Origin of the sequence: Thalassotalea sp. HSM 43, assembly GCF_004752005.1 — a bacterium.
Classification (GTDB): domain Bacteria; phylum Pseudomonadota; class Gammaproteobacteria; order Enterobacterales; family Alteromonadaceae; genus Thalassotalea_A.
In genome coordinates, this window is the sequence record NZ_CP038493.1 from 25151 (window position 1) to 45624 (window position 20474).

13 protein-coding genes are annotated in these 20474 nt (G+C 42.1%); 3 read left to right on the plus strand and 10 right to left on the minus strand.

Annotation, left to right across the window (positions count from 1 at the left end):
* Positions 1-29: 29 nt before the first annotated feature.
* On the minus strand, positions 30-449 hold the full coding sequence (locus tag E2K93_RS00175; RefSeq protein ID WP_135437144.1) for a CBS domain-containing protein: 420 nt from the start codon (positions 447-449) through the stop codon (positions 30-32).
* 168 nt (positions 450-617) lie between these two features.
* Positions 618-1661, minus strand: a complete 1044-nt coding sequence (locus tag E2K93_RS00180) for an isoaspartyl peptidase/L-asparaginase family protein (RefSeq protein WP_135437145.1) — start codon at positions 1659-1661, stop codon at positions 618-620.
* Between the two features lie 443 nt (positions 1662-2104).
* On the opposite strand from E2K93_RS00180, the gene E2K93_RS00185 reads away from it, so the two are divergent.
* Positions 2105-2452 carry a DUF3718 domain-containing protein gene (locus E2K93_RS00185; RefSeq protein ID WP_135437146.1) on the plus strand — a complete coding sequence of 116 codons (348 nt, stop codon included), beginning with the start codon at positions 2105-2107 and terminating at the stop codon, positions 2450-2452.
* Positions 2453-3029: 577 nt separating this feature from the next.
* Here the strand turns inward: E2K93_RS00185 and E2K93_RS00190 are convergent.
* The 6 genes from E2K93_RS00190 to E2K93_RS00215 form a co-directional block, all read right to left on the minus strand.
* A complete protein-coding gene (locus tag E2K93_RS00190; RefSeq protein ID WP_135437147.1) occupies positions 3030-5261 on the minus strand; it encodes a winged helix-turn-helix domain-containing protein in 2232 nt (743 codons plus the stop codon).
* Positions 5262-5532: 271 nt separating this feature from the next.
* Positions 5533-6042, minus strand: coding sequence for a DUF3087 family protein (locus tag E2K93_RS00195; RefSeq protein ID WP_135437148.1), 510 nt, complete (start codon positions 6040-6042; stop codon positions 5533-5535).
* Positions 6043-6057: 15 nt separating this feature from the next.
* Positions 6058-7974 (minus strand): exodeoxyribonuclease V subunit alpha, encoded by a 1917-nt coding sequence (recD, locus tag E2K93_RS00200; protein ID WP_135437149.1) that lies wholly within the window; start codon positions 7972-7974, stop codon positions 6058-6060.
* Positions 7975-11775 (minus strand): exodeoxyribonuclease V subunit beta, encoded by a 3801-nt coding sequence (gene recB, locus E2K93_RS00205; RefSeq protein ID WP_135437150.1) that lies wholly within the window; start codon positions 11773-11775, stop codon positions 7975-7977.
* The gene (gene recC, locus E2K93_RS00210) at positions 11775-15233 is read right to left on the minus strand and encodes an exodeoxyribonuclease V subunit gamma (protein ID WP_135437151.1); all 3459 of its coding nucleotides are present in this window, start codon (positions 15231-15233) and stop codon (positions 11775-11777) included. Before recC ends, recB begins: the two co-directional genes overlap by 1 nt.
* Positions 15234-15435: 202 nt before the next feature.
* Entirely contained in the window at positions 15436-15780 is a 345-nt protein-coding gene (locus E2K93_RS00215) for a DUF4870 domain-containing protein (RefSeq protein ID WP_135437152.1), read from the minus strand.
* Between the two features lie 123 nt (positions 15781-15903).
* Here E2K93_RS00215 and E2K93_RS00220 point away from each other — a divergent pair, with 123 nt between their 5' ends.
* Positions 15904-16575, plus strand: a complete 672-nt coding sequence (locus E2K93_RS00220) for a DUF2982 domain-containing protein (protein ID WP_135437153.1) — start codon at positions 15904-15906, stop codon at positions 16573-16575.
* A 51-nt stretch (positions 16576-16626) separates the two neighbouring features.
* Here E2K93_RS00220 and fghA read toward each other — a convergent pair whose 3' ends face one another.
* A complete protein-coding gene (gene fghA / locus E2K93_RS00225) occupies positions 16627-17472 on the minus strand; it encodes an S-formylglutathione hydrolase (protein ID WP_135437154.1) in 846 nt (281 codons plus the stop codon).
* 3 nt (positions 17473-17475) lie between these two features.
* Positions 17476-18591 carry an S-(hydroxymethyl)glutathione dehydrogenase/class III alcohol dehydrogenase gene (locus E2K93_RS00230; protein ID WP_135437155.1) on the minus strand — a complete coding sequence of 372 codons (1116 nt, stop codon included), beginning with the start codon at positions 18589-18591 and terminating at the stop codon, positions 17476-17478.
* A gap of 352 nt (positions 18592-18943) precedes the next feature.
* On the opposite strand from E2K93_RS00230, the gene sthA reads away from it, so the two are divergent.
* Positions 18944-20365 (plus strand): Si-specific NAD(P)(+) transhydrogenase, encoded by a 1422-nt coding sequence (sthA, locus tag E2K93_RS00235; RefSeq protein ID WP_135437156.1) that lies wholly within the window; start codon positions 18944-18946, stop codon positions 20363-20365.
* The last annotated feature ends 109 nt before the right edge of the window (positions 20366-20474 follow it).

The window sequence follows — 20474 nt, forward strand, 5'->3', positions numbered from 1 at the left end:
TGCTTTTTCTTTATCGTCTATAAAAACCTTTAATTTTGAACCTGATACAGCGCACTTATATGCGTGTCGATGGCGCTTAATACGTCGCTGCGACTAATGGTACCGAGTAAATTACCATCATCGTCAACCACGGGATAAACCTTAGGTTTATGTTGCAACATCGTTTGTGCAAGCTCAACAATACTGTCATACGGTTTAACCGTTAGCACGTCTGTTCGCATTAAATTTTCAACTTCACAACAATGCTCTCGAAAATAACCAGTTTCAAGTATCTTTTCTAGTACATCGGATTCAGATAAAAAACCGACTAAATTACCGTATTTATCCAACACTGGGCCACCAATCTCATGAGTTTTGGTTAACAAGCCGCTAGCCTCTTCAATTGGCATCTTGCGTCGAAACGTAACTGGGTGCGAATTTAAGTAATCTTTAACCTTTAATGACTCCATATCCCCTACCTCTGTCGTTATTATGGCTCCCCTTACTTTTAGATTAGCGCATTATTTGGAAATGCCTAATTTTCTTATGAAAATTATTAAAATACGGCATCTAATAAGGCAACTAATTTTATCCTAGAATAACCACGAATTAAGGCAAAAGGAAAAAACAAAATGTACTTAGTCTTTAAAAATTGCAACCTGTGCCTGCTCACCTGCTTTTCGAGAGGCTCTATACATGCCTTTTGAGTTAAATGGCATCGAGATATTGCCATTTGCATCAATGGCGATAACGCCGCCACTTCCGCCGGCCTCGACTAATACATCATTGATCACCACATTTGCCGCTTTATCTAGCGTGATACCTTGGTATTGCATACGCGCACAGATATCAGCAGCAACATGATAGCGAATAAAATATTCACCATGGCCTGTCGCTGATACCGCACAAGATTGGTTGTTTGCGTACGTACCGGCACCGATAATTGGTGCATCACCTACTCGACCAAAGCGCTTAGCTGTCATACCGCCGGTTGAAGTGCCTGCTGCCAGGTTACCTTGTTTATCCAGAGCAACAGCGCCAACCGTGCCGTATTTGTATTTGTTATCCAGACTTTGGTGTGCCGCTTGAAAGTCTTTTAATTCTTTTTCTTGCTGCTTAAGCTTTTCTTTGGCGTCTAACAATTGCTGGTATCTGTGCTCACTGTCAAAGTATGTGTTGTCCACTAACGCCAATCCTTGCTTTTTGGCAAACTGCTCCGCACCTGTACCACTTAGCATGACGTGTACTGAATTGTCTTTTACCTCATTGGCTAATGCTATAGGGCTTTTTACGGTTTTTACGCCACTGACCGCCCCAGCATTTAATGTTTTACCATCCATGATCGATGCATCTAATTCGTGCTGACCATCATAGGTATAGACAGCGCCTTTACCGGCATTAAAGAATTCAGACGCTTCCAATACCTGAATGGCAGCGATAATCGCCTCTGTGCTTGAGCCGTTGTTGTTGAGTATTTTATAACCCGCATCTACCGCTTGTTTTAGCTTGGCCTCATAGGCCTGCAGTTTTTCAGGTGTGAACTTACTTTTTTCGATGGTGCCCGCTCCGCCGTGAATCGCGATGGCAAATTGCTCAGCATGAGTCAAACCTGACAGCGTAATAGCCGCAGCGAATATTGAAGACTTAATAATAAAGGATTTTGCTCGGGATAATGTTGCCATGTGAACGTCTCTCGTTTTCTATCAGAAGATAATAATCGACAGTCAACATACCGCTTTTTTACAGAACAAGCAAAACCAACAACCGGCACCAACCATAGTATTGCACGTACAACGCATAAATATTCAACAAAGCGATTTATTTAAGACATAATTTTTTACATTTAGACACAACATCATGTGAACTAGACAAATAACACACTAATTACACACAATCGACACATATAAGCCATTAACTCGTTGTTATTTAACGTTTCTAATAGATATTAATTAAATATTCATCATATTTCCCTCAGGTTTTTAATGTATGTAAAGGCTTTAATTAAAGGGTCTTCAGCGCACAACTGAAAACAAACACAACAAGTTGATGAGATAACTACTTATTCAACTTATATAAAGAAACAACAGATAAACATTAAACGGTAATTAAGAAAGGAAAACATCTCATGAAAAAGTTAACTTTAGCACTAGGTTCAGCAGCTCTATCAACCGCATTATTAGTTGCACCAGCAAGCGCAAATTCAATGTCTAGCTATATGGAAAATGCGTTAATCGATGTTTGTAAAGCAGCTAAGTCAAACAATACTATTCGTTTTAGCAACACAGTTGATAGCTATCGTTTGAAAACCGAAACTGTTGCGTTGAAAGTGGTATGCAATGGTGAAAATATTTCAGATTTTGCAGCGACACATGGCGCATATAAAACTGCAGATCGTTTAAATGAAGCATTAGGTGATGTAAGCATTGAAGATGTGGCATTAAACGAGACTGAAAAGTTTTATGTTAATTTCTAATTCAAACCTAAACAAATGCTCGCTTAGGTCTTAAAATCACCAGTCAATGACTGGTGATTTTTTATTACGGTTTATATTAAAACCTTGACGATAAATTTCAAAACCATACTAAGCCCGTTAAAGCCATTAAGACAATTCAGTCCATCCTCAAGCAAATGTTTAAATCACCCTCACGCCAAGTATTAGACGTTTTTTTTGTGTTATAGGCATTAGACAGTCATTCAAACAGTATCAATGATAGGTCACTATTACTGAGTTTTAGCAAGCCAAATACAAAGCGCGTCATTCACCAAAATTATTAATAACCGCGACTCAGCTGTCATGGTAACTTCTCTCTATCAGGGAATGAGGGAATGAGGTAATCAGAGGCTGAGACAATAGTGGAATATCAACGTGAGAGACTAAATGTTTATTCGCGGACAGCAAGATAAAAAACCGGTGATATAGAAAGCGTTGGCTCCACAGCCATTAAGTGACCGTGATTAAGGCTATGATCACCTGAGGCAGCGCCAGCAATAAAGGATAACCGCTAAGATAAGATAACCGCTAATATAAGAGAACCACCATAACGATTACTTTATTCCGCAACAGGATGTTGCTTAAGCTCACCATTAACGTTATTACTTTGGTCCACTATGGCTTGCTCTATATAGTTCTTCCATTGACTATAGCGTTCATCCGTTACCAACATTTTTAGCGCAGGATGCGGTCCTCCGTAACGATAATCATACCAATGCAACCAACCTTGGTTTAGTGCTTGGGAAAATAAGTCACCGGCTTTTTCGAGATCGCCTTTAGCAATCCATAATATGACATCACTGATGCCATATCCTAAGTAGCCCATACGATTTTGGTTTTGTAATTGTTGTAATATGGCATCTGCTAACATTTGTACTTTATCGCTTTGCTCTGTTTGGCTAAGCGCATAAATATAATCAATCTGATCAAACAATAATGCTCGAGAGTATTTACCTTTGATATCATCAATATTTGCGAATGCGGTCTCGTAGCGTTGCACAGCAGATTGAAAGTCACGCGTTAGCAATAATACTCTGGCGTAATGAAAGCGACTGCGATAATTGTTATCGGTATCTGCCATTTGACAGCTTTTCTCTGCCTGAGAAAACTGTTTTTGTAAAATTTCAACAAGGCAGTCACGCTGAAATGACATAATTGGCGATCCGGTGATATCAATTTTTTGATAATAGCGAATGGTCGCTTCCGGTTGATTTAAAAAATAATAACTGTCCGCTAGAATCTCTAACAATCGCTGGTTCGAATGATCCATGTCGATTTTATGTAAATGATTAATCGCTGGCGCAAATTTACCACTGTCGATGTACAGCTGCACTAACAGTTGATTAATGCCAAAATCTTGTGGATTACGTTTTACATAGTCCTCGAGCAGACTGATGCTTTGTGGTGTTTTATTTTGCTGGCTTTGTAATTTAGCCCATTGAAATACCGCAGCCGAGTAATCTATGTTGTTGGCGATAACTCCACTTAATAACTCCCCGGCTTGTTGGTATCGACCATTAACCCGATACAAGGTTGCTAGTCGGGTGATGAGCTCAATATTATCCGGCTCTGCATCTATTGCCGCTTTAAACTCGTTGATCGCTTGTTTCAGAGTAATGTCGTCATTTTGATAACGATACAGAGTGTTTGCCCCTAAATACATCGCATCCTGTGTTGACTCTTGGCTTTGCTCTTCGAGTAATTGTTGCACCCGTTGTTTACTGTCACCGTTTTGAATATCACCAACGCCTTTTAGATAGGTCCAAGCCAACTCTGATTTAAGGCGAGTTTCTTTGGGATATGACAATAACGCGTTTTCTAATAAATTTATTGCCAACGCATGATTTTCTTTACTATTAACCCGACGTAACTCTCGCGCCTGATGTATCAAAATAGCCGCCTGTAAGCTTTTCAAAGACAAATTGTGTAAATCCAACTGATCTTTATACGCAACGGTAATAAAGTAATTGATGGTTTGGCTGATGTTATTTACCAATTGGTGATAAGCATCTCTATCGCCAGCAAAAGACTGGCTCCAAAGTACATCGCCATTACTGCCATTAATAAAATGAAAGTTAACTTGATATTCATTAGCAATCTCTTGCACGCCGCCGCGAATAATAAAATCAATGCGTGCATCGCTAAGATCGAGTAATGAGTCATGATCAACAACCACATTGGCAGATTCAGAATTGCTTAGTGTGGTCATCAATCGTTCAGACAACACTCTGGCAACCATCTCACTGGAACCTCGGTTATCAACCGCGGTAAATTGATCAATTTTTAAGTTGATTTTGCCATCAGTAACCGCGACGACTTCGGTTTTAAATAACTGCACACTAAACAAAACCACCAAAACAACCAGTGTTACCATGGCGATTGTCATCGCGATAATAGGATTAATGCCTTGTTTTGCCGATGTTGACTGGCTTGATACTAAACTACCATTAGCCTCATCAATTGCGGGGTCGCTAACGTCTTCTAGCTCAAGCACATAACCGTGCTTGGGAATGGTTTTAATATATTTATGAACTTTGCCAGTATCGCCTAGTTTTTTACGCAATACCGATATAGCGCGGGTGATCACCTCATCAGAGGTATAATTAGATTGCCAAACGTTTTCAGTTAGCTCTTCTCTGGAAATAACTCGATTAGCATTTTTCAACAGGTACACCAAGACATCCATAATCTTTGGTTCCAGGTGAATTGTCTGGCTTCCTTTCGTTATGGCTGACTTCTCGTGGAGGATGATCCACCCATCTAACACCAACGGCTGTTCGGTCGATTGCACGTACTATCCTTATACCACTCGCATGCAAACAGACAGATCGCCTAAACGGCGAAAGAGTTCAAAAACCGACGACTACTTGAACCAGATGTTTTTACCGAAATAACATGCGAGCTAGGGTATTTATTTCAGACGATACAAAAAACGCATCTGTAACTTTTATTACAACACCCTTAATTTTAGACCCTTCCGGCTATTTTTCCTAAGATAAAGCGCGATCGTTGTTAAATGATTTTCCTATAACTCATTACCAAGATCGTAAAAACGCCAAGTATTAAACAATGTTAAGCAAACTTGTATCATACTGACTTGCATTTAATTCAAGTGAAAGTGACTGTAAATGTTGTGCTAATTTATCCTGTTCTCGATTTAGAGAGTCCAAGGTAATGGTATTATCATCGAGCTCGTACAGTTGTCTGCAGGCCTGATAATAGAAAGTTAAAATAATCATAGCGTCGGTATTATTATCATCAAATGCCAGTGCTTTGATGGCTTTTAACTTGCGATATATTAGATTGATTTGCTGTTTAAGGCGCCATACATAATATACCTCGTGCATAAACTGGTGATGTTTGAGCTGATTAATCACGCTCAAACATATCATCAACGCCAACGCTACACCGAATACATTCAACCAAAAATTGTCCGCACCAGGCGCTGATATGAGTACGATAAGTGCTTGGCCAATGCCTAACGCTAACAAGGCAAAGCTAATGATAAAAGCGATGATTACTTTGTTTAGGTGGGCTCGATATCGAGATTTATTTATCTGTTGCAGTTGCATGTATGGTTAGATTTCCTATTTATCTTCAATGGGTTTGAGAATGCGTTTGGTTAAGCCTGATGCGCGACTGACTTTTATCGACACCGACTTTGTGAATACCGATTTTTGACAATACAATTCGATGTGTCTTTTAGCACGAGTGATCCCGGTGTACAAGAGCTCTCTTGACAATAAACGTTGCTGCCCTTCGCTCAATACCATTGCGACATTGGCAAATTCAGACCCTTGAGTCTTGTGTATCGTCATCGCGTATACGGTTTCATAAGCGGGTAATCTGGCCAATGGAATACGTCGAAAACTTGACTGCTCTGGGAAATAAGCCACTAACGGCTCCCCTGGTTGTTGCCAAATAAGACCTATGTCGCCGTTGAACAAACCAGTTGTATAATGATTTTCACTGATCATTATTGGCTTGCCATGATACGGCTTGTTGACATCATCAATGACGCCAAGTCGTTGCAAGGAGTGTTCAATATACTCATTTATAAGTTCAACACCCTGCTCCCCTTTGCGACTTGGGGTTAGGATCCTAAAGCGATCCAAGGCCGCAAACGCTTGTTCAATTGTGTCGGCTGAAAATAGTGCTAAGTAGTGTCGCTTTATTAACGAGTACAAGAAGTCATTGAAATTTTTACTTTCAGCCAATGAAACTTCACCGTCTTGATTACCACTAACCAATTGCCACGCTGACTCGGCTTGAGAATCGATCACCATAGAGGCCAGCTTACCAATGCCACCGTCACCACTAAAACGACGGCTTTGAGTTAGATAGCATAAGTAATCCAATGCGGGTTTGCTCTCAGTCAGACCACTAAAGTTCGCTGACATATTGCGCAAAAACGCCACATTCGTAGCACTTAGTTGTGTTTGACCAAAAGGCGCAATGTCGGCCAAGACACTGCCCGTCGCTACTGACGGCAATTGATTGGCGTCACCTAGCATGATTACCCTAGCGCCATCTTTCATGGCTCGAAACACGCGACACATCATCGCCAGATCAACCATAGAGACTTCATCAATCAATAACACATCGGTGGTTAATTTATTGTCTTCATTGAACTTAAAATTGACGGAATTTGGGATCACCCCTAATAATCGATGAATCGTTGCAGCCTGCTCTGGGATGCGCTGCATTAACCCCTGATCAAATTGGCCGCTCTGACGAAAACCATTAACCGCATTGGCTATTGATTCACTCAATCTTTGCGCCGCTTTACCGGTTGGGGCGACCATGTCGATTTGTAAACTATCGTCTAGCATCAGCAACGCCAATAATAATTTGGTAACCGTATAGGTTTTTCCCGTACCAGGGCCCCCAGCAATAATGGCCAAGGATTTATTCATCGCATTGGCTACGCTGACCGCCTGCCAGTCGATGTCATCCGTTGATTGCGCAAATAACGTGGCAATAATGCGCTGACAGTCGTTAACATCAACGGCAACGAACTCTTTACGTTTACGCTCTATAAAATTGACCACCTCGGATTCAAAGCGCCAATATCGACGCAAGTAAAGGTTTTCATTGGCATAACATATCAGTGCGCTGTCATTGTCACGATTAAAATATCCATCAAGAAGTTGGTGCAAACTGGTAAAATCAGCAAACACAAAGCCAGGTTTAGCTGATTGCGGCGCACTAGCAACACTATCTGACTCGGCATCAATAAACTCATGTCTATTTGCTAAATCACCTATTCGAACGCAACTATGGCCACTACGATGTTTGCTGCTTAACGCCATAAACACGTGAAATAACTGGCTAATCTCCGTTTGCGTGTGGGCAGTGATGCGTTGTTTTAGTGAGTCTAAAATACTGCAAGCCAAGTAGTAATCGATGGCTTCTATGTCTGCCAGCTGTTCACTCGCCTGATAATAACTATCATAAGGTAAGGATGTTTTACTGGCCTGTAAAAAAGGTGAAATAAGCGTCATTTAACTATCCAAATCAAACAAGTTTAATTGTTGAGTGTTTGCCGCATCTGATTGTTGTGTAGAACCCGTATTGCGGTTCGTATTAGCATCAATTTGTTCAGGCTGTTGTTGCTGTTGCGTCAATGCCTGTAAGCAGGTTTTATCTGCGTCGCTAAGCGATTCACCTTTAAATACTCGATCTAAACGTTCTATTAGCTGCTCAGATAGCGGATTAAAGAATACCCCCTGCCGTTCAGTATTTTCACGACTCATCCCTCGCAAATACAAATAAAACACACCACCAAAATGTTGCTTGAATTGATAATCAGCAATACGCTCTTGCAAATAACGATGTAACGCCAGTGCGTAAATCAGAAACTGTAAATCGTAATTATGTTGGCTAATATGCAAACTTAGTTTATCGGGATGATAGTCATCCATGGTGTTGCCCAAGTGGCTGGATTTATAGTCACACACATAAAACTGGGGTTCACTTTCTGGCGAGTCTTGTTTGGTAAAAATCAAATCAATAAAGCCGTGCATCATACCTTGTAGATCTTTACTTGAACTTAACGCAAACGGCTTTTTAATGGATGCTAATGCCGTTGTAGAATTTGCCGACACGGTAACCAAATAATCTTGCCTAAAATGATTAACCAACCATTGTAGAGATTGCGTATCAACGGTCTCCATTGGAAAATAAAATTCTGCTTCTTTAAGTGTTTGCGTCGCTGCAAGTGACGATAAACTGGTTTTCTGACGGTCCATCGGTGTCGCTAAGACATCGTCCATCCAATCAAAAAATGCTTGTTCACTGTACTCGTTTGGTAGATTTACAACCTTACTCAACCTTGGACCTGCAACAAGTGGCCAATTGGGCTGGGTAAAATCACTGTACTCTAATATGTCATGCAGCAAATTACCGGTATTAGCGCCTTTAGGAAAGGAAAATCTTAGATGCGATAGCCCTTGTTGGCGTGATGCCTGTGCGACTTCCGTTTCATCGCGCTCTGAATTGGCGCGACCAGAATGGCGCATATTTCGAGTTAAAGCCGAAAACGAGCTCAACCACCAATCTCGCTCGATGCGACCGGCAAAAACAGGCACACTCAATTGCTCTTCGTTAGCTTGTGTTATCTCGCCTTCAACAGGATCTACGCCTGCTTGTTGGCAATAGCCGATACCACTTTGAGCGTTAAGCTCGAACTTGCTCAAAGCCGACGCGAAATCCTGACTTTTTTGCAATTTCAATGTTTGCCCAACAGGCGATAAATGATAGTCAGAAAACGGGACCAAAGGCATATAACATCGATGTTTGGCTCGGGTTATGGCGACGTACAACAAGCGAATATCTTCAGCATAACTTTCGTTAGCCATTTGTTGTCTTATGCGCTCATCATTACCAACATGCCAACGAATGCCGGATTGTTGATCATAATATTTGAGGACTTGTTTAAGCGATGTGCCCTGCTTAGTTGGGTCTTTATGACGACTTGAGAACGGGACAAAGACGATTGGATACTCAAGTCCCTTAGAACCATGTTGAGTTACAATCTGCACCAAATTGGCATCACTCTCTAAGCGCAACTCGGCAACTTCTGATAGCGGGTTGTGACACTGCTCAATAAGATAGGATAATAATTGTTGCGGCAAACGCATACGCTGCCAGGCCAGTTGCAACAACTCCAACAAATGAATCATGTTGGTTAATTGACGTTCGTTAACACCTGAATTTTTCGGTAGATAATCGTGTAACAGTTTTAACCCCATGGCCATAAAGCCACGCTGCGACCACATTCGATGTAACTGTGAAAACCAACTTTTCACTTCTTCATAACGATTTTCATCGTGTTGTAAATCGGCAATTTGCTTAGCGTGAAAGGCAAAATATTGTGTCGCTAAGGCACTGATAAAGCGACGATCATCTTGATAATGAATAACCGCATCTAACACCGTTATAAATTGACTGGCAACATCGGAGTTAAACAGGTTGTCTCGTTGTGACTTATACACACTGGCTATACCCAAATCATTGAGGGCCTGCTGAATCTCACTCGCTTCAATAGAATCTCTAACCAGTACCGCAACATCCGCAGCTTTAATCGGTTGCTCACCTTGTTCTTCACGGATGTGCGCATTGAGCAACAATCGTTTGATTTCATTGGCGCACCATGCACTGATCTGAGGTCGAAAATCCCCAGTAACAAATCCAGAACGCATGTACTCATCGGTATCAGTAAATTCAACAAATTGCAGTGCTTGGTAGTCGCTATGTGGATCCTGCAAGCATTGTTTTGTTGCCAACACCGACGCCTTTACCGGTTGATAATCAATATCAAAACCAAACACATTTTGGTATGGCTTATCCAATTGCCCACCATAAAACAAATGATTGTAGCCACTAATCATCTGTTCACTGCTGCGCCAGTTGGTGTCCATAACCCAGCGTTTAGACACTTGGTTTGCGGCATCAAGATAGGTAAATATATCGCCACCTCGAAAGCCATATATTGCTTGTTTCGGATCGCCGATCAGATATAACGCATACTGTTCAACGTTTTGCTGCGATAAATATAAGTCTTGAACAATGCCAAATTGGCGCGCATCGGTATCCTGAAATTCATCGATAAGTGCCACAGGATATTGCTGGCGCAACAACTCTGTAAGCGGCTTAGCAACAGCATTTCGCTCCCCTAACAAAGCTTTTTGTAACTGCTCTATCAAATCATCAAAGCTGAGTAGCTGCAATTGTCCCTTTTGCTTTAAAACACTGTTTTTTATCATCTTTATTGATAAAAGCAAGACTTCAAATGCCTCAGCTTTTGGTAACGCGTTACCAAAACCCTTGATGATTTTCTCGATTTTTAGCGGCGTTTGGAAGATGTTTTGCAACTGTGCCTTGATGTCTTTTTTATCTTCGGCCTTTGGCCAGCGACTCGATGATACAAACTTAAAATCAACGCTCTGCTCAAGGCAATATTGCAGTTGTTCTATTAACTGTTGTTTTTTACTCGCCGTTAATGTCATATCGCTGTTTTCATCAACGGGCAGCGCCATCAGTGAATCTAAAAACAACAATAAATCTTGCCACTCATTTTGACGTTTCGCTAACTCTTTACCCTTTTTTGAGCTGATAAGGTGTTGGTCAATAAACGCCTCATGCGTTAGCAATTGATGTTTTGCCTGTTGTGCTAGTCGCACCAAGTTCAATGTAAAGTGCGCTATCGTTTCAATGCTCGGCAAGGTTTCTGCTCTGAGCAAGGGTAAAAACTCTTTAATATAACTTTCTGGTTCGGGCCAAAATTGCGTTAACAATTCAAACTCTGTTTGAGATTGTTTTGCCAACACCCGATAGGCATCTTGTACCGCTTGTAAGTACAGGCCACTGTCATCGGTTTCCATTTGTGCGGAAAAACTAAGACCTGAGGCGAACGCTTGCTCTGATAACACCCGTGAACAAAAACCGTGAATGGTATAAATGGCCGCCTGATCTAGGTTAATCAATGCATGCTTAATCGCCACTTGTGCAAAGCTTTTATCAACACGTTTACCTAAAGCATAGAAATAGTCGTCTTCGGCATCCCTTGTATAGCGATCCCAGTTCGCCAGCGCGTCTCTTAGAAAATTATCTATGCGGCCGCGAATCTCTTCTGTCGCCGCTTTGGTAAACGTCATAACCAGAATATTCTCAACGCTTAATTGTCGCTCTAATAACATGCGCAAATACAATCGAGTGATATTAAAGGTTTTACCAGTACCCGCACTGGCTTCAATTAAATGTGAGCCTTCAAGGCCAATAATGTGAGCTTGTAGATTTTCCACTAAAACCGCTCCTCAACATCATTCACTTGTGTCAACGAGACATTTTGCAATTGTAAGTGTTGAAACAAAGGACGAAAATGATCGATAAGGTCAGGCCATATACGCTCAATATCAGGACACTCTGGAAAGAAATAGTCAATATAAGGGTCGTCGGAAAAGCCACTATTATAGCCAAAATCATCCTTTTTCCAGGCTTTACTAAAGACACTTTGAACAGGCATTTTATCGCTAAACTTCTGTCTGTTTATCATGTATTTAAATGCGATTTCAGGGTCGAGTAACAACGCCTGATGCTGCCCTGTGATGTACGTCGCCACCCATTGACTTAATACTTGTTTAGCATTGTCCACCGCAGATAAAGTCGCAATATTGAGCTTGTCTTCTTTGTCCTGTTTGCCTTGGCTGAAATAATAACCATAACTGGTGACATTTTTATCAGGGTGTTTAACGCAGGCAAATAAATGATTTAGATAGAGGCGCACCAAGTCTTTGCCCTTTAAACTGGCATGTCGATAGTCAACACAAACTAGCGAGTCTGCAACATCGAACGTTGCTATGTTAGCGTCAAGCTGTAACGCCAGAGTATCCCCTGCATCGTCAAGCGTTTTGTGGTCACTAAGACTGTCCTTAGCGTCGACACAGAGCACTAATTGCTGCTGGCCAATGTTATCTGGTTGATCTGGATTAACCGTTTCTCGCTGTAACGATGGCGCCAAATGCTGTTCAATACTCAATGCGAAACTGAGCATTTGCTGTTGCCATTCTTGCATGGTTTCAGGTGTGGTCGGTATATCAGGAAATTCTCCTGATTTGATGGCAAACTCTTTTTGCAAAGCGAGGTTTTGGCTAACATCGCCCTGCAATGACAGCTGCAGCGCCTCGCCCATAAACAGATATCGACTTAAGCCATCAGCAGCAAACGGTTCAACGTCTTCAATTAAGGTATTGGTTTCATTAAACATTAACTTTAATTGTTGACGGGCAAAATAACGACAAGGGTGTTGATAAAAGCGGATTAAATCATCAACAGCCAAAGTCTCCGCGATAGTGACGTTCGACAAGGCGGAACTCGCCTCTTGCTGTTGCTCTGGCACCGAATCGAGTTTGGTTAACGCCAACCAGTTTTTATCGAAACTTGGAAATCGAGTACTGGCAATATAGTTTTCTTTAGCAAATGCTTGCAACGGTAATTGCCTCAGTTGACTGCTACTTGCATCAGAAATGTCCCATTTGTAGGCCGCGTGTAAATACTCCATCAACTCTCTAAGCACGATCGATGGTTGGCGCTCGTTATTGTTCTTTATGTCTCGGCCTTGATAACTTAAATATAAATGTTGCCGTGCCGAGATCATCGCCTCTAAAAACAAATACTTATCATCACCACGTCGAGACCTATCGCCGGCTTTGGCATCACTTAATTGCATCAGATCAAAGCCAAGCGGGGTACGTTGTCGAGGGTACTCGCCATCATTTAGGCCTAGTACTGCAACCACCTTAAATGGAATGGAACGCATCGGCATCATCGAACAAAAAGTGATCTGGCCAATCATAAACTGTCGCCCAGGATCTGGCTGAGAAAAATGCTGATTTAAAAACTCTCGTATGACGTTTAACTCAATAGGCGTCTGATATGTTGCCTGCTCGGCGTATTCTTGCAATTGCGCTAACGCATTATTGATGATTTCAAGACCGTAGTCTCTGTCACTCGGTGCGAATAGTCGTTGCACTTGATTAGTGAGAAATTCAAACCATTGATTCGGTGTTTTCTTGCTATTTAGAAGGCGCTGCATCACCTGAAGTTGTTCAAGAAACAGAATAATTTTGCCGAGCAAAACCGCATCATTACCTTCGACATTAGCGAGCACCACAGATTCATCTAACAACATATCTTGGTCAACGAACGCAAAGCCTTTTATTAACTTGCTAAGACCTTGCTGCCAGGTAAACTGATCCGTCTGTTGGTTTGATTCGAGTAAATGCTTTTTATGCTCGGCATCTAAGCCCCAATAGATATGTGCTTTTTGCAACCAATCACTGACTTTATCAATGTCGCCTGCATGTATCGAGAAACGCTGCTGCACACTTTCTAATTGCAATAACGACAATATAGAGGCAACAGAATAACGACCATCAGCCATGCTCAGCAATTCGCTAAACGCATGCACCAGTGGTTCGCTTTCTTTGCTGATGCGATCAGCGATAGAACATGGCAGAGGGGGTACACCTTCGCCGACATCTTCCCAGCCACGCACAAACACCGAATCAATATAGGCCGCATAAGACTCGACTTGTGGGCACATCACAATCACATCTTTTGGCGTTAATTGCGGATCATCATTAAACAACTGCAACAGATAATCATGTAACCCCTGCACTTCTCGCAAAGCACTGTGTGCGCTGGTTATGACAACCGAATCATCAACGATTGCTTGTGGTGATTGGCGTTTATCATGCAGCGTTAAGATGTCTTTTTGCAGTCGCAATAATAGCGACACATCCCCCTCGGGTGACTCTTCACTGGTCTCGTAAAGTTCATCATAAAGCGGGATTTCGATGTTATTAATGTTGTGCAACAAAGAAAGGAATTCGCGCCCCTGTTGGCCTAAATTAGCCAACAATGGATTAATGCCTTCGCTGCTTTCTATGGTTTCTGGCCATTTGCCTATATGCTGCAAGTACTGCTGTTTCGCCAACGCCTTGTCGGTTTGTATATCACCCCAGAATTCAAAACACGGGTTTAAATGAAACACGTGCACATCGATATGTTCAGATAACAAGTCTAAGAATTGCAACCACATCGGCGCCAACGCATTAATGCCAAACAAGGAAACTCGCCTAGGTAACAGGTGTTTTAAGTCATCAATTTGTTGTTCAGCAATGGTCAATAAATCTTGCGGATCGTAGCTGATCTCTTGTTGCAAATGCTGCCATATTGCCATCTGCCATTGTTCGGTCTTAGCGAACAAGTGATCGCTATCGGCAATGGCTTTTCCATCACGCCAACTGCTCAGCCATTCTGGTCGATAAATTAAATACTGCTCATATAGATCCGCCAGCTGGCACGCCAATTGATAGCGCTTTAAAGGTTGGCAAGCTAAATCATCCTGCCAATAAATATTGGCGTCACGACAGCGTTCGTCAGCCAATACCCGCTCAGATTGCAATAAGTTGTCTATTCGCCAGCTGAGAACTTCTCTGGAATACGGCGTTTGCTCAGGAAATTTGTCCTCGCACAAGTTGCGCAATAATTTCCACAAATACTGTGCAGGCAACACAAAATCGCTGTTCATACTGATTTTATTGGCGTTTGCAACTTCCATATTAAGCCAATGCTGTAAGCCCTGACTTTGCACCATGACCACTTCTTTAGCCAATATAGGTAATGGCTTGAGATGTCGAATCTTTATAAACAGAGTCAGCAAATCTTCCATGCGATTTGCCGGATATATATAAAACAAGATTTATCCTGAACTAAACAACAGCTTATGATATTGATTTAATCATAAAGCACAGCAATGCACTAGGCTAAACCTTGAGCTTATGGCATTAACTGCACAAATGTGTCGGTCATTGGTGAAGAACTCAGCAATTTTACTAAGACAAACACACTTTTAGAGACAAGCTGGTCAGCAAAACAATAGATATAGATGATCGGATCTATTAAACGGCTCGACGTCGAATCAGGCTATTTAGACTGTCATCAAACAGCTTGCCAAGTAATGGTATAAAGGTAAGTTGATTGGAACAGGCGTAATACAAGCCAAAACCCCATAAGATCCATAATGGAATGGCAAGTGCCCAGCCTATAACCGGTATAAAGCTTAAAATAACCCAAGTAAGAAACATACCCAGAGATTGGCGTAAATGAAATGCCGAAAAACGAGACGGGTTTTGCCCATGAAAAATCAACGCGATCACCCAACCAACAATGGTTAAATAGCTAATAATGGCAATGGTTCGCCCTTCTAGCTTGAACATATCATTGCCTGATGTTGCGTGTGGCATAATAACTCCCGAGGTTGCATTTCAATACCTTGTATCGTCATAATCAAAACAAGGTACTATAACTATGGAAAAAAGTGCCAAGATTGCAAGTGACAATATGATGAAATAAATAAGAATTCGTAAATGACTGAAGACAAAACAATCTATATCCATCCGCTAGCGCGACGAAACCGCCTGTTTTTGATGACAGTCGGCAGTTTGTTACTGGGTTTTTGTTTGTTGTTAGATCTGCTCTTTTGGCAAGCCTACAAACTGCAATTGATCATACTTAATATGGCGGCATTGATTGTGTTTTTAGTCGGTTATTTGAAACATTTACAACCTAAAGTCAGTTATACCATCACACCTGAGTGGCTTAGTTATCATCATTCATGGGGCCAGTGGCGTTTACCATGGCATTCGATACGTCGTGTCGGCGAGATTAATGTACAGCTTCATATGCAAGCGCTGCATCTGCCTTTTGTTGGCATTGCCTTATCTGATGTTAGCCATTTAGCTAATTCAATATCGCCTCGTTTAGCGAACAAGCTTATTCATGAACAAAAAAATCTACTTATCACCGCAGTAAAAGCCGAACTAATAACTCAGCAACAAGCGATTATATGCTTTGAGCCTTTTAGAATTAACGGGCAACGAATAACTGGCCCGATTGCGGCATTTTTACATCAATGTACCGTATTACAATCTGCGTATGGATTTCATTTGTATTTACCCCAAGACAGTTTCGATCGAGAATTACCATCATTTATTGCGTTGCTACAGCAGTGCCAGCGTTATTCATCAACAAAGGCGTAATCGCACGTTGATTGAGTATTGCCTAGGCTCAATGGTTTAATGGCTTAAGGTTTAATCCAATGAGCTTAAATGTTCAGCATGGAAGGCAATATGTTGCTCTATAAAGCTGCTAATAAAGAAATAGCTGTGATCATAGCCTTGTTGCATTCTCAGTTGCAGCGGGTAATTTGCCTGTGCACACGCTTGTTGTAATAACTCAGGCTTTAATTGTTCAACTAAAAAATTATCCGCGCTGCCCTGATCGATAAGTAATGGCAATACCTTATTACTGTGCTCAATAAGATAGCAACTGTCATATTGCTGCCAAGTATCTTGCTTGTCACCTAAATAGCCCGTCAATGCTTTTTGTCCCCAAGGGCAACGCATTGGACTGCATATTGGTGCAAACGCCGAGACACTCTTGTATTTATCGCTGTTTTTCAAGGCGATCGTTATCGCCCCATGGCCTCCCATAGAATGGCCAAAAATAGCAGCCCGTTTGCCGTCGACGGGAAAATGTGCATTAATCAAAGCTGGCAATTCATCAACAATGTAGTCGTACATATTGTAGTGTTGCGCGTAGCCTGGCTCGGTCGCGGTAACATAAAAGCCGGCACCTAAACCAAAATCATAAGCGCCCTGCGCGTCATCCTTAACATTGTCGCCTCTTGGACTGGTATCAGCAGCGACAATAGCGACTTGATATTTTTCAGCAAACTGTTGCGCGCCTGCTTTAGTAACAAAATTTTCATCGGTGCAGGTAAGCCCAGACAGCCAATATAATACCGGCACAGACTTTTGAGTCGCTTGCGAAGGTAAAAAGATCGAGAACGTCATCTCGCAATTTAGTGTTGCGGCGTCGTGTTTATAGCGTAATTGCTGACCCGAAAAGCATTTAATGTCACTTAGTTTTTCCATAACTTATTTCTCATCATACAAAACAACGGATCGTATCGATTTGCCTTGATGCATTAAATCGAACGCTTTATTAATATCATCTAATGGCATTGTGTGAGTAATCAGATCATCAATATTGATTTTATTGTCCATATACCAATCAACAATTTTTGGTACATCGGTACGACCGCGAGCGCCACCAAATGCACTACCACGCCAACTTCGGCCCGTCACTAATTGAAACGGACGGGTTGCAATCTCTTGCCCTGCACCGGCAACGCCGATAATCCAAGACTCACCCCAACCTTTGTGACAACACTCCAACGCTTGGCGCATGACATTCACATTGCCAATGCACTCAAATGAGTAGTCTGCTCCCCCGCCGGTTAGCTCAATAATGGCATCAACGACATTGTCGACTTTACTTGGGTTAATAAAATGAGTCATGCCAAACTGCTTGGCTAACGAGGCCTTGTTTTCATTTAAGTCGACACCAATTATTTTATTCGCGCCGACCATTTTAGCGCCTTGAATGACATTAAGGCCAATACCGCCGAGACCAAATACGACAACATTGCTACCGGGTTCAACTTTGGCATCAAACGCCACAGCACCAACGCCGGTTGTCACCCCGCAGCCGATATAACAGACCTTATCAAACGGCGCATCTTTACGGATTTTTGCAACCGCTATCTCTGGTAACACGGTGTAATTAGAAAAAGTCGAGCAGCCCATATAATGTAAAATCGGTTGACCATCTAACGAAAAGCGCGAGGTGCCATCTGGCATCAAGCCTTGCCCTTGAGTAGAGCGGATTTTCTGGCACAAATTGGTTTTAGGGTGAAGGCAAAAATCACATTCTCGACATTCGGGTGTATAGAGCGGAATAACATGATCACCGGGCTTTAACGATGTCACACCAGGACCGACATCAACCACAACACCCGCGCCCTCATGGCCTAAAATAGCAGGAAAGGCACCCTCGGGATCATCTCCAGACAGGGTGAATGCGTCGGTGTGGCATATGCCTGTCGCTTTTAATTCGATAAGCACTTCACCGGCTTGCGGGCCTTGTAAATCGACTTCGACAACTTGCAATGGTTTTCCGGCAGCAAATGCTACGGCAGCTCTGGTTTTCATATACTATCCCCATAATGATGTATTTCACCCTATCTAGCTTAGTAGAATAAACATGGTTCGTACGATTAAACAAGCTGACTTTATGGTGAAATCGCAGCGTTTATCGTTAACCAATATCAAGCAAAATCAGCCAAACTAAACACTCGCCGATGACACATCAACAGCAAACCTATAGCCTAGTTGGCAACAAGATAACGACTAACATGGGTATTATGGTTAATAAAAAACCTATAGATGTCATGAATAGCGAAAATTACGCAGATTTTTTGTTTATGATTAGACTTTTACTATCAGCAATTTACAATAACGCCATTAACCGTTTCAGGCCGACATATCAGGAAATACATTAAACATGCCACAAACAGATGCAAATAAGATAACACGTTATGATTATGACGCCATTGTTATAGGCACAGGCCCTGGTGGCGAAGGTGCTGCGATGAAATTGGCAAAGCACAACAAAACCGTTGCCGTTATCGAACGCTATAATCGTGTTGGTGGTGGCTGTACGCATTGGGGAACAATTCCATCAAAAGCCTTGCGTCAATCTGTTAGCCAACTTATACAATATAATTCAAATCCTTTATTTACCGATGCTGAACAACCGAAACATTTGACCTTTCCGGAAATATTGTCCCATGCGCAATCGGTTATCGATAAACAAGTGCGCTTGCGCTCCGGTTTTTACAATCGCAACCGCGTCACCACATTTCATGGTCAAGCAGAATTTGTTGATGAACACAGCGTAAAAGTGTGTTTTGAAGACGGCTCTTGTGAAGTCATTTCAGCGGAAAATATCATTGTGGCTACAGGTTCTCGCCCTTATCATCCACCAGAAGTCGACTTTTCGCATCCTCGAGTTTACGACTCTGACAGCATATTGTCGCTTACCCATGATCCTCGTCATATCATTATTTATGGTGCAGGTGTTATTGGCAGTGAGTACGCCAGTATATTTCGAGGTCTCGACGTTAAGGTCGATTTAATCAACACCCGTGATCGATTGTTAGCATTTTTGGACGATGAGATGTCAGAGTCTCTGAGCTATCACTTGTGGAATAACGGTGTCGTGATTCGTCATGGCGAGCAAATTGAAAAAGTCGAAACAACCGATAGTTCGGTTATCGTTCATTTGCAATCGGGTAAAAAAATGAAAGCCGATTGTTTACTGTTTGCCAATGGCCGAACCGGTAATACAGCTGAACTAAACTTAGACGCTGCAGGCTTAACCGCCGATGGTCGTGGCCAGGTCAGCGTCAATGAGGTATACCAAACTAAGGTAGATAGCATATACGCTGTCGGTGATGTCATTGGCTACCCTAGCCTAGCAAGTGCCGCCTACGATCAAGGTCGTCTAGCCGCCGGTGCGATTATCAACAAAGGCAAGACCAGCCGTTTGATCGCCGATATCCCGACCGGTATTTATACCATTCCAGAAATAAGCTCGGTGGGTAAAACTGAGTCGGAATTAACCGAAGCGAAGATCCCTTATGAAGTCGGACGCGCTCAATTTAAACACTTGGCACGCGCCCAAATATCTAATTCTTTAGTTGGCTCATTGAAAATATTATTCCACAGAGAAACCAAAGAAATACTCGGTATCCATTGTTTCGGTGAAAATGCCGCTGAGATCATTCACATTGGTCAGGCAATCATGCAGCAGGAAAATGGCGGCAACAATATCGAATACTTTGTTGAAACCACGTTTAACTATCCGACTATGGCCGAAGCATTTCGAGTCGCCGCGTTAAATGGATTGAATCGTTTGTTCTAATGTTTTAGTCACCTCGTGAACGCAAGCTGCGTTGCTAGTGTGCTGCGTTTAATGACGAAATTAGTATCAATTTTTGTCAATAACCCGATGTAATAACATGACAACAAAG

Coding starts and splice junctions, on each gene's coding strand:
- E2K93_RS00175 (WP_135437144.1), bottom strand. CDS start 449: ATGGAGTCATTAAAGGTTAAAGATTACTTAAATTCGCACCCAGTTACG.
- E2K93_RS00180 (WP_135437145.1), bottom strand. CDS start 1,661: ATGGCAACATTATCCCGAGCAAAATCCTTTATTATTAAGTCTTCAATA.
- E2K93_RS00185 (WP_135437146.1), top strand. CDS start 2,105: ATGAAAAAGTTAACTTTAGCACTAGGTTCAGCAGCTCTATCAACCGCA.
- E2K93_RS00195 (WP_135437148.1), bottom strand. CDS start 6,042: ATGCAACTGCAACAGATAAATAAATCTCGATATCGAGCCCACCTAAAC.
- recD (WP_135437149.1), bottom strand. CDS start 7,974: ATGACGCTTATTTCACCTTTTTTACAGGCCAGTAAAACATCCTTACCT.
- E2K93_RS00215 (WP_135437152.1), bottom strand. CDS start 15,780: ATGCCACACGCAACATCAGGCAATGATATGTTCAAGCTAGAAGGGCGA.
- E2K93_RS00220 (WP_135437153.1), top strand. CDS start 15,904: ATGACTGAAGACAAAACAATCTATATCCATCCGCTAGCGCGACGAAAC.
- fghA (WP_135437154.1), bottom strand. CDS start 17,472: ATGGAAAAACTAAGTGACATTAAATGCTTTTCGGGTCAGCAATTACGC.
- E2K93_RS00230 (WP_135437155.1), bottom strand. CDS start 18,591: ATGAAAACCAGAGCTGCCGTAGCATTTGCTGCCGGAAAACCATTGCAA.
- sthA (WP_135437156.1), top strand. CDS start 18,944: ATGCCACAAACAGATGCAAATAAGATAACACGTTATGATTATGACGCC.